This window comes from Methylomonas sp. LW13 (assembly GCF_016865255.1).
Taxonomy (GTDB): Bacteria; Pseudomonadota; Gammaproteobacteria; order Methylococcales; family Methylomonadaceae; genus Methylomonas.
In genome coordinates, this window is sequence record NZ_CP033381.1 from 3414934 (window position 1) to 3440459 (window position 25526).

At 48.5% G+C, this 25526-nt stretch carries 22 protein-coding genes; all 22 read right to left on the reverse strand.

What is annotated here, in order from left to right; translation table 11 throughout:
* Window positions 1-64 precede the first annotated feature (64 nt).
* Window positions 65-2401, reverse strand: coding sequence for an outer membrane protein assembly factor BamA (bamA, locus tag JL719_RS15440; RefSeq protein WP_373276514.1), 2337 nt, complete (start codon window positions 2399-2401; stop codon window positions 65-67).
* A gap of 203 nt (window positions 2402-2604) precedes the next feature.
* Window positions 2605-3903, reverse strand: coding sequence for an NAD(P)/FAD-dependent oxidoreductase (locus JL719_RS15445; protein WP_033155212.1), 1299 nt, complete (start codon window positions 3901-3903; stop codon window positions 2605-2607).
* On the reverse strand, window positions 3903-4199 hold the full coding sequence (locus tag JL719_RS15450; RefSeq protein WP_051669598.1) for a c-type cytochrome: 297 nt from the start codon (window positions 4197-4199) through the stop codon (window positions 3903-3905). Before JL719_RS15450 ends, JL719_RS15445 begins: the two co-directional genes overlap by 1 nt.
* A 5-nt stretch (window positions 4200-4204) precedes the next feature.
* Window positions 4205-4948: a 23S rRNA (guanosine(2251)-2'-O)-methyltransferase RlmB gene (gene rlmB / locus JL719_RS15455; protein ID WP_033155213.1), complete on the reverse strand. Its 744-nt coding sequence runs from the start codon at window positions 4946-4948 to the stop codon at window positions 4205-4207.
* Window positions 4945-7269, reverse strand: a complete 2325-nt coding sequence (gene rnr / locus JL719_RS15460; protein WP_033155214.1) for a ribonuclease R — start codon at window positions 7267-7269, stop codon at window positions 4945-4947. Before rnr ends, rlmB begins: the two co-directional genes overlap by 4 nt.
* A 62-nt stretch (window positions 7270-7331) precedes the next feature.
* On the reverse strand, window positions 7332-8924 hold the full coding sequence (locus tag JL719_RS15465; protein WP_033155215.1) for a cyclic-di-GMP receptor FimW-related protein: 1593 nt from the start codon (window positions 8922-8924) through the stop codon (window positions 7332-7334).
* A 110-nt stretch (window positions 8925-9034) separates the two neighbouring features.
* Window positions 9035-9358 carry a hypothetical protein gene (locus tag JL719_RS15470; RefSeq protein ID WP_033155216.1) on the reverse strand — a complete coding sequence of 108 codons (324 nt, stop codon included), beginning with the start codon at window positions 9356-9358 and terminating at the stop codon, window positions 9035-9037.
* A 72-nt stretch (window positions 9359-9430) separates the two neighbouring features.
* Window positions 9431-9877, reverse strand: coding sequence for a hypothetical protein (locus JL719_RS15475; RefSeq protein WP_026604268.1), 447 nt, complete (start codon window positions 9875-9877; stop codon window positions 9431-9433).
* A 94-nt stretch (window positions 9878-9971) separates the two neighbouring features.
* Window positions 9972-12914 (reverse strand): DUF748 domain-containing protein, encoded by a 2943-nt coding sequence (locus JL719_RS15480; protein WP_225892863.1) that lies wholly within the window; start codon window positions 12912-12914, stop codon window positions 9972-9974.
* Between the two features lie 22 nt (window positions 12915-12936).
* Window positions 12937-14727: a hypothetical protein gene (locus tag JL719_RS15485; protein WP_033155218.1), complete on the reverse strand. Its 1791-nt coding sequence runs from the start codon at window positions 14725-14727 to the stop codon at window positions 12937-12939.
* Window positions 14728-14961: 234 nt separating this feature from the next.
* On the reverse strand, window positions 14962-15360 hold the full coding sequence (gene hslR, locus JL719_RS15490) for an Hsp15 family ribosome-associated heat shock protein (RefSeq protein WP_033155219.1): 399 nt from the start codon (window positions 15358-15360) through the stop codon (window positions 14962-14964).
* On the reverse strand, window positions 15353-15709 hold the full coding sequence (locus JL719_RS15495) for a rhodanese-like domain-containing protein (protein WP_033155220.1): 357 nt from the start codon (window positions 15707-15709) through the stop codon (window positions 15353-15355). The genes hslR and JL719_RS15495 overlap by 8 nt, the downstream gene beginning before the upstream one ends.
* A 25-nt stretch (window positions 15710-15734) precedes the next feature.
* On the reverse strand, window positions 15735-16691 hold the full coding sequence (gene ispH, locus JL719_RS15500) for a 4-hydroxy-3-methylbut-2-enyl diphosphate reductase (protein WP_033155221.1): 957 nt from the start codon (window positions 16689-16691) through the stop codon (window positions 15735-15737).
* A 37-nt stretch (window positions 16692-16728) separates the two neighbouring features.
* Entirely contained in the window at window positions 16729-17214 is a 486-nt protein-coding gene (rraA, locus tag JL719_RS15505; RefSeq protein ID WP_033155222.1) for a ribonuclease E activity regulator RraA, read from the reverse strand.
* Between the two features lie 14 nt (window positions 17215-17228).
* Window positions 17229-18584 carry a prephenate-dependent tRNA uridine(34) hydroxylase TrhP gene (gene trhP / locus JL719_RS15510; protein WP_033155223.1) on the reverse strand — a complete coding sequence of 452 codons (1356 nt, stop codon included), beginning with the start codon at window positions 18582-18584 and terminating at the stop codon, window positions 17229-17231.
* 111 nt (window positions 18585-18695) lie between these two features.
* Window positions 18696-19466: a glycosyltransferase family 2 protein gene (locus JL719_RS15515; protein WP_033155224.1), complete on the reverse strand. Its 771-nt coding sequence runs from the start codon at window positions 19464-19466 to the stop codon at window positions 18696-18698.
* Window positions 19467-19602: 136 nt separating this feature from the next.
* Window positions 19603-20634, reverse strand: coding sequence for a glycosyltransferase family 2 protein (locus JL719_RS15520; protein ID WP_033155225.1), 1032 nt, complete (start codon window positions 20632-20634; stop codon window positions 19603-19605).
* 7 nt (window positions 20635-20641) lie between these two features.
* A complete protein-coding gene (locus JL719_RS15525; RefSeq protein WP_033155226.1) occupies window positions 20642-21943 on the reverse strand; it encodes a lipopolysaccharide biosynthesis protein in 1302 nt (433 codons plus the stop codon).
* 71 nt (window positions 21944-22014) lie between these two features.
* Complete coding sequence (locus tag JL719_RS15530) at window positions 22015-23028, reverse strand: glycosyltransferase family 2 protein (RefSeq protein WP_033155227.1); 1014 nt, start codon at window positions 23026-23028, stop codon at window positions 22015-22017.
* A gap of 51 nt (window positions 23029-23079) precedes the next feature.
* The gene (gene rffA / locus JL719_RS15535; RefSeq protein ID WP_225892865.1) at window positions 23080-24231 is read right to left on the reverse strand and encodes a dTDP-4-amino-4,6-dideoxygalactose transaminase; all 1152 of its coding nucleotides are present in this window, start codon (window positions 24229-24231) and stop codon (window positions 23080-23082) included.
* Window positions 24232-24234: 3 nt separating this feature from the next.
* Complete coding sequence (locus JL719_RS15540; RefSeq protein WP_084153193.1) at window positions 24235-25104, reverse strand: class I SAM-dependent methyltransferase; 870 nt, start codon at window positions 25102-25104, stop codon at window positions 24235-24237.
* Entirely contained in the window at window positions 25101-25526 is a 426-nt protein-coding gene (locus tag JL719_RS15545) for a GtrA family protein (protein ID WP_033155741.1), read from the reverse strand. Before JL719_RS15545 ends, JL719_RS15540 begins: the two co-directional genes overlap by 4 nt.

The following is a 25526-nucleotide window of genomic DNA, read 5'->3' on the forward strand; positions in this document are numbered from 1 at the left end:
TAATTTTTTTGAGTTTAAGACAGAACGCAAAAGCGATTATAGGGCAAAACAGGCTCAAACTAAACTAAAATCCCGAGCCGAAGGTGAACTGGAAGGCTTGAGTTCTGTCGGTACTTTCCGAATTCAGGGGCTGGGCAACACTCACTGCCAAGGCACCAAACGGCGACAACCATTCCCCAGACAAGCCCACCGAATAACGGAAATACTTGCGCAAATCGCCGGTACTAAGTCCGGGCGCCAGCGTGCCGGCGTCAACAAATGAGCCAATTCTCACCGATTTCATATCGCTTAAGAACGGCACAGGGAAAAACAGCTCGGCCTTGCCAATCAGCTTGGTGGAGCCCCCGATGGGTCGATTGTAGGTATTGGCGGTATTGATTTCGTTTTGGTCAATGACACCCAAGGTATTTTGCATAAAACCGCGAACGTCACCGGTACCACCGGCAAAATAGTTTTCAAAAAACGGCAAGCCGGAACTACCACCGTAGCTACCGCCATGCGCCACCTCACCTAACAAGCGGAAGGTAAAGTCGTTGGACAAGGGAAAATAATGCTGATGTTTATAGCCGACTTTGAAATATTCCAAATCACTACCGGGTACGGTTATCAATCCGGACAGTCTTTGCTGACCACCGCTATGAGCGAAGGTGGCTCTATCTAAGGTATCGTGAGTCCAACCGACGGAAGTTGACAGCGTATCAAAGCTTTTCGACCGGATTGCAGAAATGTCGTCGCCCTTTTTAAACCCTAGGAATTTTAGAATCGTGTCCGAAGACAAGGTGGTGTTTTCGATCTCGGTGCGCTTTAGATCAATATCAAAACCGATTCTGTCGAACTCGTTCAACGGGATACCAAAGTTGATACCGGCGTTTGTAATGGTTGTATTGTAAGCCGCCAAGTTAGCCGCGTAGGCATTTCGAGAGGTGTAACCCAGGTTGTAGCCCATCGCCACGCCATCCAGCGTGTAATAAGGATCTGAAAAGCCCAGGTTGTAACGTGTCAAAATACTACTGTTGTTGAACGCGAAATCCACCCGCTTACCGGTACCGAAGATATTGTCTTGCGACACGTTGGCGTTAAAGATAATTCCTTGCACCTGGGAGTAACCGACACCGGCCTGCAAGTTACCGGAGGCTTTCTCCTTGATCGTGTAATTAACGTCGATCTGATCGGCCGAACCGACCACAGGCGGCGTTTCCACACCCACTTCCTCAAAATAACCCAATCTATCCAGACGGGTCTTGGTCCGTTCAATCTTGCTGCTGGCCGCCCAACTGGACTCCATTTGCCGGGCTTCCCGGCGAATCACTTCGTCACGGGTCTTGGTGTTACCTTTGACGTTGATGCGCCGCACATACACACGCTTGCCAGGATCAACAAAAAAGGTCATCGCCACGGTCTTTTGCTGCTCGTTAATCTCCGGCACCATATTCACGTTGGCAAAGGTATAGCCTTCGTCACCCAGGCGATCCGAAATGGATTTGGAGGTTTCCGTGGCGTTTTTCCGGGAGAATATCTCACCCGGTCCGACTTTAACCAACTTGATCAACTCTTCAGGCGGCACGATCAATTCACCGGACAATTTGACCTTTTCCAAGGTGTACACGTCGCCTTCCTTGACGTTGATGGTGATGTAAATTTCCTTCTTATCGGCCGTAATATCAACCTGAGTGGATTCAATGGAGAAATTGATATAACCGCGATCAAGATAAAATGAACGCAGCTTTTCCAAATCAGCAGACAGCTTTTGTTTGGAATATTGGTCGTCTTTGGAATAAAAAGACAGGAAGTTGGTGGTGCTTAATTCAAACTCTTTCCGCAACACATCGTTAGCAAAGGATTTGCTGCCGACGATATTGATTTGCTTGATCTTGGCAACCCGGCCCTCGGAAATATCGATATGAATGCCGACCCGGTTGCGCGTCAATTCCGAAACTTCGGTTTTAATTTTCAGGCCGTATTTACCATGGCTGAAATATTGTCGGCGTAGCTCTTGTTCGACCTTGTCCAGGATTTGCTTGTTGTAAACCTTGCCTTCCGCCAAGCCGATTTTTTTCAAGGCTTCGGTTAAATCTTCCTTTTTAATGTCTTTGTTGCCTTCGATAACCACTTTCGCTACCGAAGGCCGCTCGACCACATTCACCACCAGCGTGCCGCCATCGCGTTCCAGCGATATATCCTTGAAAAATCCGGTATTGAATAAAGCCCTGATCGCCGCGGCTTGCTTGTCTTCGGAAAAGGTTTCGCCAACATTAACCGGCAAATAGTTGTAGACGGTACCGGCGGAAATTCTTTGTAAGCCCTTGACCTGAATATCCTCAACTACAAAGCTGCTTGCATGAGCGGCCTTGCCGGACAGCATACTCAGCAACAGTATTTGTAATAGTGGGTTTTTCTTCACGCAGTCAACCATGGAAAATGAACAGGCGCGATTGTAACACGCTGTTTTCGGATTCCCGCGCCTTCAATGGTAAATACTCGTAAATACTGGCCGAAAAATTGCTTTCTTATTCAGTTTCAATTGCAAGGAAAAACAATTCAAAAAAAATTACAAAAATCCAATGCAAGCTATTGAAATAAAATATTTTTGATCAAAACATCAAGTCAACCAAACGTATCGGCAATCAAGTTCCGATAAACGGCTCGCGTGTAATCCGCTTCCGCAGCGGCAACTTGGGCATCGGCTCGCGCACTTACTCCACCGGCGCCTTTCACCGGCGCAATCGCATCGGCTGCATCCAGTTTGTAAACACCGGCCACGGAGATACCGTGGTCAGGCGCGATCAGGCTATAGCAGGTATTCAGCCAATGTGCTTCGGGGACGGGGGTCTGATTAAGCAAGCTCGTCACCGCCAGCGCACACGCTTTAGCTTCGGAATTAGCGGCAAAAGCAGACTTAGGGATAGGCGCATAATGCGCAGCGTCGCCAATGACATGGATAAAGTCGTCAAATAACGATTGGCCGGTCAGCGGCCGAACCGGACACCAACCGGTGCTATCGGCCAAGCCCTGCTGCAAAGCGATATACGCAGCCGTTTGCGGCGGAATGATGTTCAACACGTCGCCCCGGAATCGGTCGCCGAATTCGCTAGTCAGCACCCTATTCGGCTTATCCAGTTCAAGTAAAGGATTATCTGCCAAGCTATGCCACTCGATCAGGCTATTGGCGGTGCCGTAACCGTAATGCTTGGTCCAGCCGGCTTCGAATAGAGCCTGTTTGGAAAAGCTGCGTTTGGCATCGAGGATGAGTATTTTCGAACGCGGTTTATGCTGTTTCAGCCAATACGCCATCATACTGGCCCGCTCGTAAGGGCCGGGCGGACATCGATAAGGATCGGCAGGCACCGCTAGCAACACTACCCCACCGTCCGGCATGGCTTGCAGTTGCCGCGCCAGCATTAAGGTCTGCGGACCGGCCTGCCAAGCATGCGGAAATTGCTCCGCGGCGGCCTGATCGTAACCAGCCATCGCATCCCAGCGAAAATCGATGCCAGGCGACATGATTAACCTGTCATAGCTCACACTCTGCCCGCCGGCCAATCGCAATCGCCGTTGCCCAGCATCTAAACTGCTGACGCGATCAATTAACAGTTTGATTCCATATTTGTCTTGCAAAGCCTGGTAATCGACCGTCAACTGGTCGAGGCCCGCCAAACCGGCAAACAGCCAATTACTGCCGGGGCAAGTGATATATTTGGCTTTAGGTTCGATCAGCGTGACTTGAATATTCGCATCCAGCAAGCGCAGATATTTCGCCGCCGTCGCACCGCCAAAGCCACCACCGACCACTACGACATGCGCTTTGGCACCCGAAAAGAACGGCAATCCGCCACAACCGCTAAGAACACCAGCCCCAACTCCGGCAAAGCCTTGTAAAAAACGTCTGCGGGATAATCCGGTCATTAATGGCGACTCAAATACTCGGCAACCGCCGCCAGCTCGGTGTCGCTGTAACCTTTAGCCAAACGCGGCATCAATGTGGCCGGCCTTTTGTCGTATTTAAAATCCAGCAAGGCCTGCTGGATCTGCTGAGCGGATAAATTTTTTAGCGAAGGGATTGAGCTTTGGGCATCTAAGTTTGAATCGGTGTGACAATTCCAGCAATTAAAGGCCATTGCTCTCGCATCGATTTCAGCATAAGCCATCGAGCTCAATGCGCTGGCAAGCAACGCCGCCGAAACATAGCCCATGCGCTTCATGCCGCTTAAGCAAGCAGTTTCTGCCGAAACACTTCGTACAACAATACGCCAGCAGCCACCGATACGTTCAGGCTTTCCACCTGTCCAGCCATAGGAATTTTCACCAGAAAATCGCAATGCTGACGGGTCAGATGGCGCATGCCAGTACCTTCCGTACCCATCACCACCGCCAAAGGCATATCGAGTTCCATCTGAAACACAGTTTGTTCAGCTTCGCCGGCCGCGCCCATGATCCAGATATTCTGCTCTTTCAACCAGCGCAGAACTCTGGCCAGATTGGTGACCTGATACACCGGCACCGTTTCCGCTGCACCGCTGGCTACTTTACAAACCGTCGGCGTGATACCGGCGGCATTGTCTTTAGTGACGATCACGCCATGCGCACCCACGGCATCCGCGGTACGCAGACAAGCGCCGAGATTGTGCGGATCTTGCACTTGATCCAGCACCAGATAAAACGGCGTCTGGGTTAGCGCTTCAACATCTTGTTTGAGCTGGTCTTCGCTGCGCATCGCCGGCAATTCCACGGCCACCACAATCCCTTGATGATTTTTGCCGTCGGCCATCTTTTCCAGCTTTTTACGCTCGGTTTTTTCCGGATTGATTCCCAGCTTGACGAGATCGTCTATCACTTGCTTCAGGCGCACATCCTGGCGTTGACTATCCACCCAGGCTCGGCGAATTTTCTGCGGTGAATAATCCAGCGCGGCTTGCACCGCGTGAATACCAAACAATTGGGTTAAATTCATGAGCGACGGCGTTTTTTGGCTTTTGGCTTACTTGAGGATTTTTTATCTTTATTCGACTTCGTCGCTTTAGCGCTGGCTTCGGCTTTTTTGCGGCCCGAAGAGGATTTGGTCTTAGCGATTTTTTTACCTGATTGTAGCAACTCAAAATCGATTTTCTTGTCGTCCAGATTAACCCGCACCACGCGAATTTTCACCATATCGCCCAAGCGGTAACGTACGCCGGTACGCTCGCCGTACAACTGATGTTTACTGGCGTCGAAGGCAAAATAATCCTGTACCAGGGAGGCGATATGCACCAAGCCTTCCACGTAAATCGATTGCAATTCAACGAAAAAGCCAAAACCGGTCACGGCGGAAATCACGCCGTCGAACTCTTCGCCGATCTTGTCCATCATGTATTCGCATTTCAGCCAGCTCACCACATCGCGGGTGGCGTCGTCGGCTCGGCGCTCGTTCGCCGAACAATGCTCACCCAACAACACCATGTCAGGATGCGTGTAATAAAAACTATCAACCGACTTACCGGCCAGACAATGCCTGATCGCCCTATGCACCAGCAAATCAGGATAGCGCCGGATCGGCGAAGTAAAGTGCGCATAGGCATCCAGCGCCAAGCCAAAATGGCCTTTGGTTTCCGGGCTGTAAACGGCTTGCGACATGGAGCGCAGCAAAATCGTCTGAATCAAATGCGCGTCGGGACGTTCCTTTACCGACTCCAGCAGATGCATGTAATCCAATGGCGTGGGTTGAGCCTTACCACCCAGAAATAAACCCAGTTCGCCTAGAAAGGTTTTCAGTGCCAGTAATTTTTCCGGGCCGGGGCCATCGTGGATCCGCAGCAGGCGCGGCATTTTTTTCTTGTTCAGAAACTTCGCCGCTGCCGTGTTGGCGGTAATCATAAATTCTTCGATCAGCTTATGGGCATCGTTGCGCTGCAAAGGCACGATTTCAGCGATTTTGCGCTCCGGCCCAAAGACGATTTTGGTCTCCTGGGTGTCGAAATCCATCGCCCCGCGCAACTCGCGCTGCTTACGCATCACCTTGTACAAGTCGTACAGAGTCTGTAAATGTGGCAGCAAAGCGGCGTGTTTTTTTGCCAACTTCTGATCGCCATCCACCAGCATTTTTGCTACGTCGGTATAGGTCAAACGCGCATGGGAGCGCATCACAGCTTCAAAAAACCGGGAACGCAGGACATTACCTTCTTCGTTGATCAGTAATTCGCAGACCATGCATAAACGATCCACTTCCGGGTTCAACGAACACAATCCGTTAGACAGTATCTCCGGCAGCATCGGAATGACTTTTTCCGGAAAATATACAGAAGTACTGCGGTTTTTGGCTTCGGCATCCAAGGCCGTATCGACTTTTACATAATGTGAGACGTCGGCAATCGCTACCAATAATTTCCAGCCTTTCGGGGTTTTTTGCGCGTAGACAGCATCGTCGAAATCCCGGGCATCTTCGCCGTCTATGGTGACCAAGGGCAACTTGCGAATATCTTCCCTGCCCTGCTTGGCGGACTCGGGCACTTGCGGCGTGAGTTCCTTGATTTCTTCCAGTAACTGGTCCGGCCACTGATTGGGCAAATCGTGAGAGCGAATCGCCATTTCGATTTCCATGCCCGGCGCCATATGCGCGCCCAGTACTTCGATGATGCGGCCCAAGGGCTGGCAATGCTGGCTAGGTTGCTGAATTATCTCTGCGACCACGATCTGGCCTTGTTTGGCATGGCCGACGTCTTCCTTGGCAATCAGTACTTCGTGGGCAATCTTTTTGTTATCCGGCACCACATAAGCCACGCGGCCCTCGGTAAAAAACCGACCGACCACTTGATGCGTATTGCGTTCGCTGATTTCAATCACTGCCGCTTCGCGACGGCCGCGTCTATCAATGCCGGCCACGCGCGCGATGACTCGGTCATTAGGCATCAGCGGCTTCATTTCCCGCGGCGACAAAAACAGGTCTTCGCTACCGTCATCGGGTTTCAAGAAACCGAAGCCTTCCGGATGGCCAAGCACCCGTCCGGCGATAGTGTTGCCGCCGGAGCCCAAGCAATATTTTTGCCGGCTGTTAAAACTTAGCTGGCCGTCGCGCTCCATGGCGCGCAGCCTGCGGCGCAGCGCCTCCAGGGCATCAGGTGTTTCCAGGGCAAATTGTTGGGCGATTTGTTGGCGGCGTAGCGGCTTGCCGGCTTCTTGAATAAGCTGGAGAATCAGCTCGCGACTGGGGATGGGATTCTCGTATTTTTCGGCCTCACGCTGGGCGTGCGGATCGACGAGGGCGTTAAAATCAGATGTCTGATCGGTATTTGCTGTCATTGAGTCTGTTTGCTGGGTTCTGCCGCCTGTTCCCTGTCGGAACCGGGCGGCAATCGTCTTTGTTATATAAAATCATAGCCTTTCTTCTTGTTCTGCGTGGGAACGACGTCGTCCAGAATACGCCGGCATTCGAACTGCCAATAGCCCAAGCCGATATTTCTACGGCCGTTCAAAATAATGGGAAAATTCTCATGCCCCATGAACATTCGCAATAAATCGCCGTCTTTCAAGCGAAAAGAATCCATGATGATAAAGCTCTTTTCGCCTTCATTATCTCTTATGCCATAGATCAAGGCTTTCTTGCGCTCCGCATCGGTATCCGCCTCCAGCGCCTGATAAGCCACAGGGAAAGCTTGCGCGGCGATGACCATCACCTCGAATATCAGCTTGGAATCCTGCTTGGGGAGCAGTATTTTGCAAACCACGCCGAGCGAACGTTGTTGCGGCATCGCGTCTATCTTACGAAAACTCACCAAGCTACCGATAGACAGCACGCCTTCCTTGTGGAAATTACAGGACAATGCGCGTTCGGAGTCAGTCTCGGCCCGTATTTCCAGACCGGTTTCCAGACCGGGTCTACCGGTTTCCAATAGATCATAGGTCGTTTCCAAACCAATAGCCACATATCTATCCAGCCTATCGGCAAAATAGACCGTCCCTTGCGGCTCCTTCCCTTGCCAGCGCTGCATCAGATAGTCGAACAGTTCCGCCGAGAGCTTTTGATGATTATTCTTATCGACTTCCAGCGAACTAAAACGCGCCTCCTCCTTGCTGCACAGTTTGTCCGCCTGTTTGATGACTTTACCCAACTTGGTCAGATTCAGGTAAAGCATGGCCGAATCCGACCGGCGATCCGTCTGTGTGCCGCCGAGCAAAAAAGCCGGCGGCAGGTCTTCGTCCATTAAAATCGCGCATTGCACGGCTTGTTCGGCTACCGGTTTGGTTTCGATTTGCAGAAAATCGCTGATTTTCTCGAGAAACTCATAAACCAGTTGAAACTCTTTCTGCATCAAGCCGGATGGATAAGCCAAACTTAACAGCAATATTTGTTTATAGCTGTCTTCGACTGACGACAGTTTACTGAATATACCGCCCTGGTCGGCCACCTTGGAGCCCGCCTTATCCAACTTCACGGCGAGTTTATACAACGAGTGCAAATCGATCCAGATCCAATCCGGCACCGGATAGCTCATCATGTAGTGACTTATCACGATGCGGCTCAAGCCCCGGATAGTCCGCTGTATCGCCAAGGCCGTGGATTTACCCTGCAACCAACCAATTTCTCGGCGGGTCAAATCCTTGACCACACTCCAATAGCCGATGGTAAATTGTCTTTCGATTGCACAGGCCAAGCCGAATATTTTTTTTTCGCTTTCGCCCTTTGGGAAACCGAACTTGATTAACCGCGAGCGCAAATAATCGTCGATCAAGTAGAAGCTGTCTCTGAGTAACTCCAATGCATGCAAGCGCTTTGCCGCCGGCATTTCCACCGAAATTAATTCACCTAACAACTCGTAAAACAAACGGGCGGCCAGACCGGGATTGGCAGTCGGCAGTTCCGTAATCCATTGCCGTAGCGCATCGTCGGTAAACGACGCCGACAATTGGGGATCATTTTTTTGCTGGGGTATGACCAGAAAAAACGAGTTTTTCACAGAGCATCCATTATTGATGAACGTGCTGCGAATCGCTCACTATTCAGGATGACATCCCAATAGGCGACAAAACCAACAGCGCGCTGTGTTGCTAAGCCCTCAACCATTGCCTAGAACAACCCTTCATCGTCTACCATCAAATTTTGCAAGGCATTCACATCCTTTCTGAGTTGCTTCCTTGCCAACAACTTGGTTTGCACGCGCTCAGGAAGCTCGGTAAAAATCAGCACCTGATTGGCTACCAGTAAATCCACCAAATCGTCTATGACCCTGACCATGTCGTTATCGGTAGCTGACAAGGCTTCCCTTGCCTTATCACTTGGGACCTGCTGCAAGAATGCAACTACTTCAGGGTGGTCGACATCGAGCCACTCATCGCTACTGTCGCACAGTTGCACGATTGCCCCTGTCTGATCGCGGACTACAAACGGCACGGGTCACCTACCATCGACATAATCAGCAAAATCCCAGACCTTATCGGTAAGCAACGGCAACGCAAAAACCGATCATCTAGGTGAGATAGTCAAAGCGCCCAAGGTCACGCCAATGTCTATACCACGACCCTTGCCGGACAGCGCCAAAGAAATTTCGCCTCGGGTTAACAATTGCCCGTCTATCGATTTAGTGGCACCGGCATGGCCTTCGAAGGCGACAAAGCTGCCGTAGATTTCATTCAGATTTCTAACTTCGGAAAACACCCCGGTCCCCTCGATTTCCGATTTACCGATGGTAAAACCTATGCTCTTGGACGCCAGTGCAACTTGCGCCCGCTGTCCGTTACTGCAGCTGATATTACCCAGGCCATCGTATTGCTTATAAACGAGTGACCAACCGCTCAACTTGTAAGTCATCGTGCAGGATGTTAGCGATTGCGCAGCCGCCGGAGACACGAAAAACAGTCCGCCTAGGCTTAGAGCCAACAGTGGAATAAATCGAAAAAACTGGGTTGACATTAGAATCTCCATTTTTATAAAACCTTAAATACAAATCGATGCGCCACTATCGCTGCGTAAACGCCATTATATTACAAACAGTGTAAGCTTCCGTTTACTGTGAAACGCTCAACGATAGCACCGATTTAATCCCATCGGCTGTTTCAGCCTGATTCAACTCGGTCGCCATCAGATACAGCCTATCTTTGCTAATCCCGCCCGGTTCGGCCAGATACTGCGCGATATGATTGGCTCTGGCAATCGCCAGATCGTTAAGGCGCTGCGGATCGGGTGGAAAAATGCCTTCCAGTTTCTGTTGCGCCAACGGGTAAAAGTCAGAGTCCGGATTAGCCTTGATCCGCGGCTTGCCTAATAAGGATCTATCCATCTCCTGCGGGAAGACTTCGCCAAAAAACTTGGCCAGCAAGCGCTTGTAGTCATCGTCGGTCAATTCAATGTATTCGTGCCGAACTTTCTCACCTTTGTCGCGCAATTCGCCGGACTTCATTTTTTTCAATACATCCTTTACTGCTTCAAAGCGCATCGCCGGCCAATCCATGTTTTGGTAAGCAATACCTTTGATTTCCAGGGTCAACTCGGGTTTGCTGAGCAAGGCTTTATTAAGCTGATCCAGTTTGGCGGATTCTTCGACAGCCAATTCAGCACTACCCGGTGCGAAAGCCACCGCGCTAAAGTCCTTGTCATCATCGAGCAGCGAACCCAGCGCTTTGAACGGCGACATCGCCACTTTAGAGATCAGATTAACCAACACATCGGCCAGCAAGGAACCAATACTGAATTTCGGATCTTCCAGACTGCCGGTGATGGGAAAATCCAGATTAATTTTGCCGTCCGCATCTTTCAGCAAGGCAATCGCCAAATGCAAAGGCAAGGACACCGCATTCGGATTTTCCACATGCTCACCCAAGGTCAACTGATCAATGAGCAATTTATTCTGCACTGCCAACTGCGCCTGCTTGATGGTGTAGCGCAAATCCAACGCCATTTGGCCTTTCTCAATCCGGTAGCCGGCAAACTCAGCCATATAAGGCGTAATCAACGGCAAAGGCATGTTGGTAAAATTTAGGGCAATGTCCGAATCCCCCGTATCGAATTGATATTTGCCTTTGATACCGACCGAGGCCATCTCGTAAACCTTGCCTTTTAAAGCCAACTTGGCCTCGGCATCTTTGTCCGAGGAAAACCCGCTGACTTCGCCGTTGAGACTGTTCATCGCCGCTACGAACGGTAATATCAAGGAGTAGTCGGAGAAATCCGACTTACCCTCTTTCAGTTCGATTTTACCGATACTGACCCGCGGCTCGGTGGATTTGGCGGCCGCCGGTTTTGCAGGAGGTTTAGCTGCCGGAGCTGGTTTTGCGGGTGTTTGCGGCAGCATTAGATCGTCGATATTGGTTTTACCATCCTTTTTGATATTAAACCGCAGGTAAGGACGGTCAAACATTACCTTGGCGAATTTGAAATCCTGTTTCGCCAAATCGATATCTATTCCCGACACCTCGAGATTGGACCATTTCAAGAAATCCACGTTCTTGAGCTGATCCCGAGTCACCAAACCTTCTAAATTGGCGTCGCCCTGAAAAGTGAGTTGCAGCTGCTCAGCCACCGCTAATTGCAGATTGCCCTTACCACTGAAGTCGCCATCCACCAATTCCAGTTTTAAAAAGGGGTCCAGATAAGGTTGGAACACTTTCAGGTTAATATCGTGAATATCCAGCGCCCAAGACCCCGCAAATGGCTGCAAACTCATCTCGCCGTCCACTTTCAACCCGCCGGTATTATTGAACTTGCAGCTCAATTGCACCGGCAATTTACCACTGTCCTGCGTGCTAAATTTTTGCACCTTGCCACTCAACTCGCTCAGTTGCAGCTCCAGCGGCTTCGGCAAACTGTAATCGGTAAAATGAATGTTGTAGTTGTTGAATGCCAACTCATCCACTCTAACCAGCCAGGGCTTGCTTTCCTCGGCAACCATCGGCGTTGCAGGTGGTTGATTAACGTCTTGAGCCGCGGCATCTCCGGCAAACAAAGCCTGATAATTGACAATACCGTCAGCTTGCAACCACGCGCTAATCCCCGCATCGCTGCTGGATACCACTCCAATCTCAACTTGCTGCTGATTAACATCGACATTAATGCCGTTGACCGCCAAGGCCGGCAGACTCACTAACGGCTTACCGTGATTGTTCTCGGTGATCTCCAGCTGTTTGATCTCGACATTGCCGTTGCTTAGCTTTGTGAGCATCCCATCCGCTGCTTGGGCAAGCGTGTAATCGACTTGCAAACCCAGCACGCCGTTGACGATTTCCACCGGCAGGATTTGTTGCAAAAATAATTGCCAGCTTCTGGCCAGACCTATTTTTTCCAACTGCAACTGACCCTTAGAAGCCAGCGGTGCAATCGAGAAATCGCCATGCCATTGGATAGTGCCGCCCGATTCCAAACCCACACTCAATTCGCCCGGCGCACTGCTTGCCGCCTGAGTGCTGAATTCGTTGAGTTTTAGATTAAGCCGTAACAGGTTTTCCGATAGCACTTGACCGCTGGTAGCATCCCGCCAGCCTATGCGTCCTTCTGTGACCGCGATTTGATGAACCCACAGCGCCAAGCTTTTGCCGTCACTGTCTTTTGTGTCAGGCTGCGACTCTGATTGCTTGGTTTTTATATCCGCAAAATTGAATGCGCCGTCGGCGCGACGTTCGATATTGACTTGCGGATTATGCAAATCAATGACGTCTAAAACCACACCGCCCAGCTTTGCCGACTCGACGGTGTCCAAATCGACAAATAAACGCTCGAAACCCGCCAGATCTTTGCCGTCTTTCGCCGCCAGGGCAAAGCCTTCCAAGGTCAGTGTGAATTTGAAGGGGTTAAAGCGAATTGCCGAAAGCCGGGCTTGCTGTCCGGTTTCTTCCTGAATTAAAGCCGGCAGTTTTTTTAAGGCCAGGGCCGGCACCAGGTAAAACCCCAAGAAGGCGTAGATCGCCAAAAGCGCAATAAGCCCCAATCCTGCGATCAAGCCTTTTTTTCGATTCATTGTCACCACCACACGCTGGGAATTAGTGCAGCTTATTCAACAAATCGGCATCTATCCGGCATCCACCGAGATCCGGATAATCGGCCAGGTTTTGTTCGAAATCTCGAAAGGACGGATGTTGAAAAGCCAGGCGGGCAATCTTGCCTTGCACTAACTCAAACTCCAAAGCCCCGCCTTTTTCACGCGGACTGCCGGGTTTGGTGACAAACAGCATGATGCCGATATTCGCCAAAGGCTGGCCTTGATCTTGAGCCGGACGCGCACAAGTGTAAGTCTCGACATTGAGCCCGCTAAACACACCCGCCAGCTGAGCGGCGTTGATCAGCACGCCTTCGTCAGCAACCGTCGGCACTTGCAGTAGCGCTTCCAAACCAAAGTTGCCCAAATGGTTTTGCAGTAGCACCGTGCCGTTCCCGCCTTTTTCGGTATTTAATAAAGGGTATAGCTGCCGAGCGGCTTCGTCTTTGTTGGGATTTTGCAAAGCCGACAAAAATTGCCGCGCCGCCGATTGAATTGGGTTGATGACGCCTTCTTTTTTCTGCCGTGAGTTGGTCAGCGCCTCCCAATCCTGCTCGGTGTTAACCGCTAGCTTCATGCTCTTCATGACGGCGTAGTCTTCGCTCGCCAGACAGCCGGCGAAGTCCTTAGCCCGATATTGTTCCAGCAACTTGGGGCGGATTTCGTCGGTCATGGCCCGCTGCGCGGAGATATTAAAGTTTTTCCAATCCGGCGAGGTTTTGCTCAGGAAATAGTACAACACCGCATTGCGATCAAATTTATTGAAGCCCAAATCTTTCATCGCCAGCTTCAAGCGCCGGCATTGGCTTTCCACATCCGGGTAATTCTGCCAATCCGGTTGCAGATTGGGTTTCGCGGCCGGGTCGACTTGATCGATCAACTGCCGCAAACTGACTTCGCCATTGGCCGTTTGAATCGGTATCCGCCACAACTCATCAAGTGACAAATCATGCGCGTCGGGCGGCAGGTCACCCGAGGTTTTCAACAGTAATGAGGAGACAATTTCGGGGTATACCCGCAATTCGCCCAGCAGTTTGCTTTCGGAAGACCAAGCACTCAAGCCACCTTCAACCACCTCATAAACGCCAAGACGGATTTGATTGAAACTACTGCTGTCCCCCGCAAGTACCACACTGGCAGGCAAAGAATGCGTCTCGGAACTGTATTTACCGTTACCAGAAGTACCGGCTGCGGGAGTTTTGGCCACCACTTGCGGATTGCTCTCCACCCAGTTGCCGGCCAGCTTGCCCATCACCGCCATACCCGCGCCGACACCGGTGAATGCGAACAAACTGCTGGCGGCATTCACGTCGTTAATTAATTGGGAAAGATTGGCTTCGTGGCTGTTACTGGTCAGAAAGTTGTATTCGATCAGGGTGTCTTTGCTGGAATCGAGCCGTAACCAAGGGGTCAGATAAGATTTTTTGGTTTCCAGCTTGAAATTGCATTTGCCGGTTGTGGCTTGGTACAAAAAGCCGCTGGCTTCGCGCTTCAGTTTTAAGGCATCGTTATGCACACTGAATACTAGCGCCGCGGACAGGTCACCGTTTTCGTAATGACCACCGACATCGCTGCAACCGCCTTTCAGGGCGTTATCCCCTTTGAAATCAAAGTCGGAGACCAATTGTACATAGTAGTCGTCACCGCTCACCATAGATTGACCGCGTAGCGGCTTAATCGGTAAAGACTCGGTTTTGGGATAATCGACGGCAATTTGCCGGGTTGTGGCGCAACCGGCTAGGAAACCGCTGGTTAGCAATGCAGTAGTCAGGACTGAAAAACAACGTATCGACATTAAATATCCTATGGTGTCGCGAAACCCAGGCAGGCATGTGCCCGATGCAGTATCGTTTAAATGTAGAATCGAGTTCTTAGGCGCCGCTTAATCGTGATTCGATAAAATTTATCCTAAGGCATCTTGATGCCGCGGATAGACGCTATTCAAGCACTAATTCCATGCAAGTTAGCCGGGAATGATAAATTGAAGTGTGTTTTGTGGCTATTGTTTTGTTCGACGCGCCAATAGTGCTTAGAGCGCGTCCTGTTTGAAGCGATGGATTTGTCGGCGTTGTTTTTTGTTGGGTTTATGCTCGCGCTCCGACGGATGCAGCAAGGCTTGCTGCTGCTTGTGTAACTCGATTTGCTTAAGCCGCTTATCGATACTGGCTTGGTCTTCGCTGTAAAGCGCCACAGCCTCTTTAGCCGGACGGCGTTGATTATTCAAATCAGTCACCGTAAGCTCCCAAGTGTATTGGTCTTTGGTGACGCTAATCAAATCGCCGATTTTCACTTCCTTGCCCGGCTTGCAGCGCTGGCCGTTGACGTGCACTTTGCCACCGCTGACTGCATCACCGGCCAGACCGCGCGTCTTGAAAAAACGCGCGGCCCATAACCACTTATCGATGCGGACTTGGTTTAACTCACTCAACGCTTAAACCACTCTCCGTCCAGGCTTTAAAACCGCCCGCCATGCTAACCGCACCGCTATAACCCATTTGATTCAAGACCTGAGTAGCCAATGCCGAACGTCCGCCGGTCTGGCAATAAACCACTATGTCCGCATGTTGCCGACCTTGAAAATCCGGATGGGTATCGATCTTAAATTCCAACAAGCCACGAGGAATATTAACAGCCCCCGGCAAATGTCCGGCGGCGTACTCGGCTGGCTCGCGCACATCCAGCAATAAACTGCTCAAGCGCGCTTGCGCAGTCGCCACGTCGATTTCGGTAATCTGTTGTTTGGCGGCAGCCACCAGTTCTTGGGCAGTAAGGCTCATAAAAATTCTCCAGTCGGAAACGGAATTAAGCTTCCATATGTTTTTTCAATTCTTTCGGAATCGAGAAGACTACTTTTTCTTCTATACCTTTGTTTTCACGAACCTGGGTGGTTTCGCCGCCCCACTCTTTGAGTTGATTAATGACTTCCTGCACCAACACTTCAGGCGCGGACGCCCCAGCAGTCACGCCGACTACGTTGATGCCCTCCAGCCACTCTTGTTTCAAATCCTTGTAGGTATCGATCAAAAACGCCTGTTTACCCAGCTGTTCGGCGATTTCCCGCAAGCGGTTGGAGTTGGAGCTGTTCGGCGAACCCACCACTAAAATCAGATCCGAAATCTTTGCCAGATCGTGAACTGCGTCCTGGCGGTTTTGGGTAGCGTAGCAAATATCGTCTTTTTTCTGTTCTTTGATGGACGGAAACTGCTCACGCAATGCGTCGACCATTATTTTGGTGTCGGTCATGGACAATGTAGTCTGCGTGACGTAAGCCAAATTATCCGGATTATTCACTCTCAGGTTTTTCACATCATCCGGGGTTTCAACCAGATAAATATCGCCATGCTCGGTGCATTTGTCGTACTGTCCCATAGTGCCTTCAACCTCAGGATGACCGGCATGGCCGATCAGAATCACTTCTCTATCCTGTTTGGCATGTTTGGCTACTTGCATGTGCACTTTGGTAACCAACGGACAAGTCGCGTCGAACACGGTTAACTTGCGCTCTTCCGCTTCCTTTTGGACCTGCTTGGACACACCGTGAGCGCTAAAAATCAGGTACGACCCCACCGGCACGTCACTGAGTTCTTCGATAAAAATCGCGCCTTTTTCCTTCAAGCCATCGACTACCGTACGGTTATGCACCACTTCGTGCCGCACATAAATCGGTGCACCGAAGGTATCGATCGCTTGATCGACAATTTCAATAGCCCGGTCTACGCCGGCACAGAATCCACGAGGGTTTGCGAGTACGATTTGCATATTCTTGAGTATTTTACTTGGTTAAGACAAAACGATTTTAATCCAATTTTGTTTCCGAGACGATAATTCCGTCGCTATCGGCATAAAGATAGTGATCTTTTTTGAAATTGACGCCGGCAAAAGTGATCATCGAATCCCGATGTCCATGTCCGTGCTTACTGCTGCAAAGCGGGTGAGTGTTCAGAGCCACCACACCAATCGGCATTTTGTTGATCGCTTCCGAACCGCGAATACTGCCGTAAACGACGATACCCTGCCAGCCATTTTCGACCGCCAAAGCAGTCAAGGTATCCCCCAACAAGGCGCAACGCTTTGAGCCGCCGCCGTCGATAACCAGCACCCGATCAGTGACTTTTTCTTCCAGCACGGTCCGCACCAAAGTGTTGTCTTCGAACACTTTTAAAGTCGTGATTTGCCCGCTGAACTGGGTTTTACCGCCGAAATACCGGAACAAAGGCTCGGCAATTTGAAAGTTTTCTTGGGCAGAAAAGCGGTCACATAAAGCGCCGGTAAGAAATGACATACAGCCTCCAAAGGCTAGAAATAACGCGCCAGCAGTCCGTACTGGCAATCAGCATCAGGCAGTGGAATTTTCACTTCATAACCGCCCCCAGAGGCTTCCTGCATGGGCTGACCGTATTTATCGACCATATTCTCCACGGTTATATCCCGATTGCCGTGCGGCAGGATCAATTCCAGCTTATCGCCCAGCGAAAACTTGTTTTTGACGCTAATGTCCGCCCAACCCGTTTCGGTGTCGTAATGGGTAATTTCGCCGCAAAATTGCTGCTGATGACTTTTGGAATAACCGGATAGGTAGTTTTGATGTTCGTGGGTATGGTGGCGCTGATAAAAACCGTCTGTATAACCGCGATTCGCCAAGTTATCCAAAATCCCCAACAACTCGGGCTGAAACGGCCGGCCCGCCAATGCGTCGTCTATCGCTTGCCGATAAGTCTGCGCAGTGCGCGCTACGTAAAAATGCGATTTGGTACGGCCTTCGATCTTCAGGCTGTCGATACCGATTTCCACCAAGCGCTGCACGTGCTCTATCGCCCGCAAGTCTTTGGAATTCATGATGTACGTACCGTTTTCGTCTTCCATCACCGGTAACAACTCTCCCGGACGTCCCTCTTCTTCCAGGAAATAGATATTGTCGGCCAAAGGATGCCGGTCGGCGCCGCCGCAACTGGCGGTATTGAGCCCGGCATTCAAATCATTCATCGAAATGACCGCACTATCAGCCAGCAAATAATCGCCTTCCGCATTTTCCACAGCCGGCTTAGTATCGTATTTCCACCGGCAGGAATTGGTGCAGGTACCTTGATTCGGATCGCGATGATTGAAGTAACCGGACAGCAAGCAGCGACCGGAATAGGCAATACACAACGCACCATGTACAAATACTTCGAGCTCCATATCCGGACATTGTTGGCGGATTTCGGCAATCTCATCCAGCGATAACTCCCGCGACAAAATCACCCGCTCCACACCCATACTTTTCCAGAATCTGACACTGGCATAATTCACCGTGTTGGCTTGCACCGACAAATGAATCGGCATCTCCGGCCATTGTTCCCGCGTCATCATGATCAAGCCAGGATCGGCCATGATCAACGCATCCGGCTGCATCGCAATGATCGGCACCATGTCTTTCAAGAACGTTTTAATCTTGGCATTATGCGGAATGACATTGGCGGCCAGAAAGAATTTCTTACCCAACTGATGCGCTTCGGCTATGCCTTTGGCTAGGTTGTCGGCCATAAAATCGTTGTTGCGCACACGCAGGCTATAACGCGGCTGCCCGGCATAAACCGCATCAGCGCCAAACGCAAAGGCGTACCGCATATTACGAATGGTGCCGGCGGGGGAGAGAAGTTCGATGTGTTTCATGTCTGTACTAAAAAATGAGCTAACAGGCATTCTAGCAAATTATCAACGGCTCCAGGGTATCGGAAGCATTGACCAAAGAACCCGTAAATCTTGGCCTGAACGAACGCGGAATTACTTAACGGGGACAGTCGGTCTATTAAAAAACTGCGGCATCCGGGAAAGAACCTTACGTAAAATAAACATCGGCATTCGCACGGGCAGGTTATTCTTTCGGCAAGCGTAATAAGCTTCTATGTTTCCTTTGATAATGCCGATCAGACTATTATTGGAAATACCGCCGATCCGCATTTTTATCCAGATTTTGGGAATATAAACAGCCTTAACCTTATTCACGGCTAGAAATCGCATAGTCAACTCAAAGTCTGCTTGTCTGGAAAACTGTAAATCGAATCCGCCCAACTGCTCATAGAGGCGGCGACGCACAAAAAAAGTGGGATGCGCCGGCATCCAACCTTTTTCGAATAAACCGCTACGATAGTTACAAGAAGTCCAATATCGAACAATTTTTGAAGCATCGTACCTATCGACATACAACAAATCTGCGTAGCAGACGTCTACAGTAGGGTCAGAAAAAATGTCGGCGACTTGGGATAATATCGTGTCATCCGCATACACATCGTCGGCGTTCAGTGTACCTATGACATCACCGGACGCCAGAAAAATACCTTTATTCATCGCATCGTAAATACCGTGATCAGGTTCGGAAATAAACTTGGCCAGATGCTGACCGTATTTACACACCATATCGACGGTGCCATCGGTTGAGCCACCATCAATGACGATATGCTCGATGTTATTAAAATTCTGCCTCGATACTGACTGCAAATTATCGTGAATAAACTCAGCCGCATTATAAGATACGGTGACAATTGATATTTTCATTGACTTGAGATAAATACTTAAGAATCTTGAAACAATTAATAGCCGTCTCCACCTTTAGCAAAAAGAAATCATCGGTATGTTAATAAGGTGAACTTTATCAATCTTTAATAAAAACAATTGCTCATAAGCCAGAACACTAATGCCTAATAAATTTACCTAACCGTACCCAAACAAAAGCGCAACCACGTCTGAAGTCGCCAGTCAACACTCTTCCGATAAAAACCGATATGGCACCGTAAATTATTGCCAATCCTTTTGGCAGCTTAAAAATTGGCGCGACAAAACAATGAAAAGTCCAATGCCGAGAAAATCTTGCATTAAATCGTGAATAGGCAATGCTCAAATCTTCAGTTCCCTGCAACCGTAACCTTAACACGTAGTATGGATAATAGCCTATCAGCATATCCGACTCGAGTTTATATTTGGTATCGACGGATAATCCACTATCAATATATTTATCAACAATAGCGCCAAACTTATCAACGAACACGTCGGAAAAGGAGTAGCCGCCGCTATTATTACGCTTATAAGCCACCAAATAGCTGTCTACATATAGATTAACAGGCGCCTTTAAAGCAGCACTGTAAATTAAATCAATGTGTACCAGATTGGTTCCGCAGTAATCGTTAGCATCGACACCTTGCAAATAATCCTTGGATATTATATTCACGGAAATCAACGTCGAAAACTTACCTAACTTGACAATAAACTCGTTTGAGTTTGCAAATTCGTACAATTTCTCGCTACCGCCAGGGTATTCAGCCCTAAAGTCGAAGTCGTAACCATATGCTCGGACTGACACCACACCATAATTTTTACGCGCCAATAAACTTTCCAGATGTTTTAACGAGCCATCTATCAGTAAGTCATCATCGCCAAAAATTAAAACGTATTGCCCAGCCGCCTGATTAAAGCATTGTGCAATATTTAGATCAGGACCTATGTTCTCCGAGTTTCTTATATATCGTATCGGAAGTCCTTTGTTTAAAAACTCGTCGACGCAGTCTTTAGTATTGTCGCTGGAACAGTTGTCGGATACTAAAATCTCTATTGGATAAGTTAATTCACCAAGCTGAGATACAATTTGTTCGATATTCTTAACTAAATAATTTGCCCTATTCCAAGTTGGAATGGCAATAGTTAGTAAGGGCCTATTCTCTTTATTCATATTTTTATTATATTATCGCGTGCCACTTTTTACGAAGCATTACCCACATCACCAGAGATGTCGGAAAACCGAACCCAACATTCACTAAAAACAACACCAGCACAATACCCGCCGAACCCAAACTTGGCGCCAGCCAAACCGAGCCACCAACGGTCAACAACGCTCCTGACAAGGACAACCAAAGAAAGGGCTCCTTACGGTGCGCCCTGAGATAGATAGCTAACAATCCGGAAATATGGGCAAACAAAATTGCACCGATGAGAACAAAAGTTTCCCAAAACGGTAAAAATCTTACGCCATACGCCGTGTAATCGGCCGCATAGCGAATCAAAACAAAAAACACCGCCCCCAGGACAAATACCGCAAGTGAACGTTTAAAACCCTTTTTGAATTCCTTGTCCAGTAAATCCCAATCCTGTTGACCGGCAGCTTTCGCTAACACGGGGATTCGGCTCGTCATCCAAGCTAAACTTAACAAACCCAACATGTTGCAAACGGTCATGGTGACACCCATTTGCCCTGCAACCACAGCATTCTGAGTTTGAAACAATAGCGGAGTATGCATCTGCGTTAAAAAATACCCGCAGAGCCAACTGATTCCCAAACGCCATTGCATCGGCCAAAGCTCTCGCCACCAACCGAAGTCTCCGGAAATTCCAAACAACGCTGACACCCATAGTTTCGGATAGCGAAATAGTGCCCATACCAAAGCAATCAAGGCAGCCGATGCGGGCATCATAGCGACCGCATAAAGACCGCCCCCCTGCATTAGGGTAAACCAAATGGCGATAGCGCCAACAATACCTTGCACCAAGCGCAGCGAATAGACCTCCACAACTTTACCGCTGCCTTCCACTATAGCCAAAACCGGTAATAAGGCCAAACCTACTGCGGTACTGACAACTAGAACCAACCAAGGTTGCTGCCAGGCTAAATCCGACTCCTGGGGCCGATGACTAAAGAAATACAAACCGCCCGGATAAACCAACAAAAACAGCAGTCCTGAAACACCATACCAACACAACGCTTTTTTAGTCAGAGCCAGATAGCGGCCGACATTTTTACCAACGACCGCCCCATGCGGCAACCAAGTCAATTCGGCAAATTCATGCGCCGCCTGCTGCACCAGTATGGTGGACAGACCCATATCCAATAACGCCTGCAAGCCGGCGAGACTGGCAAAGGTGTAGTAGTAGCCCTGTTCAGCAGGCGATAAATATCGTGCAATGCAAAACAGCGTAATCAGGCCAGCGCCAGCCTGCCAGCCGCGTTGCGCTAAAACTGCTAACGTTTTCTTATCGACCTGCATATAGTTTTGCCTCGGGTTCCCTGTATCCAATGAATGGATTGGCTAGTTATAAATTCAATTCGGCAAAAAAATCAAAGCCTGGATCGATCAATAGTTAAAGTTCTCTCGGGTAAATTAAAAAGCTTACGATAAAATCGCCGCAAGCCTCCTGCCAAACGGCCGGGCATTAAGCAATAGACCAGCAATACGATTAGGATGCGACCGCGCCAACCATCACCATATGCCAGCATAGACAACAAATAATTGAATTGATTTATACCTTGGGCTTTATAGTTTAAAGCGACTTTAACCAACCATAAGCAGCCGTTCTTACTATTCCTGTCCCTTGTCATATACCGAGTGATTTCCCCAATAAATTTTATACGGAGTTTTGTGTCCGTTAGAAACCTACTGGTTCTGAACCAAGCAGCATACCATTCCAAATCACCGAAATAATATCCTGGGCCGGTATTTGGAGTATGTGTCATTAAGTTATTTTTGGTACTATAAACAAGGAGAGGCGTTTGTTGCACGGCAAGGATGGCTGGTACTAATTGAGGGTAAGCATCGCCAATATTCATGTAAGAATTTGGCAAATAAGCCGCCAAAATAGAACGCCTAGTTATTGTTGCGGAAATCATGCTAATACTAGCAAAAAACAACGATTCATTTTGAGCCAAATCCAGTGCACTGATAAGTTGACCTCTATGCTTATCCTCTACCAGCCAACCCAAACGAATAATATCGGCATCGCTATTTTTCAGTGCAAAAATTAACTCTAAAATAAATTCTAGATGCCAGTCATCATCATCGCCGATAATCCAGCAATATTTTGAATCAGTTATTTCCACCGCTCGCAAAATATTACCGTTACCGCCAATATTATATTTGTTACGATGATATTGCAGATTAGGCCATTGCTCCTGATATGCAGCCACAACATCACCTGTCTCATCTGTCGATGCATTATCCAGAACATGCAGACGCATCTCGGTCAGACCGGCATCGAGAAAAGTTTGCAATGTTTCTTTTAAGCACGAGGCCCTATTATAGGTAATCAATACTGGCTCCAGTAGTTGATTATTCCATTGCCCAAAGTTGGTCATGCTTGCCTCATCAATGAATTTTCAATGAAGTAAACACATAGCAGGCAAAATCTACCCCTTGCTCGTAACATATTCCAGCACATCCACAACTCGTCTTTGCTGCTCCGAAGTAAGTCCAACCCAAAGCGGCAAACGTATCAATTTTTCTGAGCGCGAATTGGTAACTTCAAGTTCGCCGTGAACTCTTCCATATCGTTCCCCAGCCGGCGAAGAATGCAACGGAACATAGTGAAACACTGACGTGATGTCATTACGCTTGAACTCATTCAATACTTGTTGCCGATCAATATCAGAAGCCAATAGCACGTAGTACATATGGGCATTATGTTGACAACTATCAGGGACAATAGGTCGGCGTAGAACACCTTTCGATTCGAGAGGCTCCAATATCTCATGGTAACGCTGCCAGCTTACCAGCCGCTCATGTGTTATGCGCTCAGAATCTTCAAGCTGAGCCCAGAGAAAAGCAGCGATCAATTCACCAGGCAAAAATGATGAGCCAACTTCTTGCCAGGTATATTTATCAACTTCACCACGGAAAAAACGACTGCGATCAGTACCCTTTTCTCGAACAATTTCGGCACGCAATGCTAGGTCAGGATCGTTTACTAATATAGCTCCACCCTCTCCAGATATAACATTCTTGGTTTCATGAAAACTATATGTCCCAAGATCACCGATGCTTCCTAACATGCTCCCTTTATAACTGGCCATGACACCTTGCGCGGCATCCTCTACAACCTTAAGATCATGGCGCTCAGAAATAGCCATAATTGTGTCCATTTCGCACCCAACCCCAGCGTAATGAACTGGTACAATCGCCTTCGTTCGCGGCGTAATAGCTGATTCGATCAATCGCTCGTCCAGATTCAAGGTATCCTCTCGGATATCCACAAAAACTGGCACGCCACCACGTAACACAAAGGCATTGGCCGTTGAAACAAAGGTATAAGACGGCATAATGATCTCGTCACCAGGCTGAATATCCAATAGTAATGCAGCCATCTCCAGCGCAGCCGTGCATGAGTGAGTTAATAAAGCTTTACTACAATGGGTACGCTCCTCTATCCAGCCATGACATCTCTTGGTAAAAGGCCCATCACCAGCCAAGCTTCCATTGAAATGAGCTTCGGCTATATAGTACAACTCCTTGCCTGTCATATAAGGCCAATTAAAAGGAATAGTATTATGCATATTTTTCATACTTTAAATCTTCGTAGCAACTATAAGTCGGGATCCACCTAAGGGATAATTCATTCCAAACTTTATCCCTGCAAGCTCAATCCTTAACAAGCTAGCGAATAATATATTCAACCAAGGATCAATTTTAAGCTCAGATGTGGGATCAAATTTCTCGTCCTTATTCTTTTTAAAAAACCTAGAAAATATCATCGCAGGCAAAATCAAAGACACAAAAGACGTACTTCTGACGATTCTAAACCCCGCCATCTCTACCTTTTTATAAATCTCTATAGCAGAATAACGACGTTCATGAAGTGCATATTCGTCAGCAACGCTCCATAACCACGCATGCTGAGGCACAGTGAGCAATAGCACTCCTTTGGACTTCAATGCCTTATGAATCTGACTAAGAACAAGCTCATCTTCTTTGATGTGTTCGAGTACATCGAAAGCTCCAATAGCATCAAATTCATCCATAAAGGGAATTTGCCGAGCATCCATTTGCATGAGATTAGCTGAAGGAACTCGCTTCGCAGCAAATCCTAGCCCTTCGACGAAAATTTCGCTTCCATTAACTGCCACATCTGGAAAAGAATTTTGAATTGCGCTCAACACAAAACCAGTACCACAACCTATTTCAAGAAAATCTCTTAGGCTTGGAGAGTATTTTTTCAACGCCCACAAAATTATTTTATTTCTCGATTGGAACCAGAAATTAGATGATTCAAGACAAGCTAACTCCGAAAAATAACTTGCCTTAAAGCCTCCGCCACCACGAGCATAATCAGGCGCGTAAGAATCAAAACCGTCTATATTGCAGGGGCTAAATCCACAACTTAAACAGTTAGAGTTTTTAGTATCATATTGCGAGTTACAAGCTAAGCAATGTCTCATACCTTACCCGCATTAACACTTCCAGAAGCCGTAAAAACGAAAAACTTGAATGTAAAAAAAAGGAACAAAGCCACGATAAAAATCGCCGCCGCTTGAACTAACTCATGTGGGTATCCAAGCTTATCAACCATTACGATAAGTATCCCAAGGTTAATAAAATATCCTACGCAATGTACAATTGCGTAACGGACTCCAGCTCCAAGCAAACTTCCCGAGTGCGCGAATGTCAGTTTACGGTTGCCAATAAAGCCAATAACAGCCCCAACAGCATATAGACAAGTCATGGTTATCTTAGGAGCCCCTCCAAAATAAGTAACCAGTAAATAAACCATATAACCCACCGAGTTACTGAAAACTCCAACAACTCCGTAGCGAAATAATTGTTTTACTGAACTTCGACTTCTCTTTTGTGGCAAAGACAT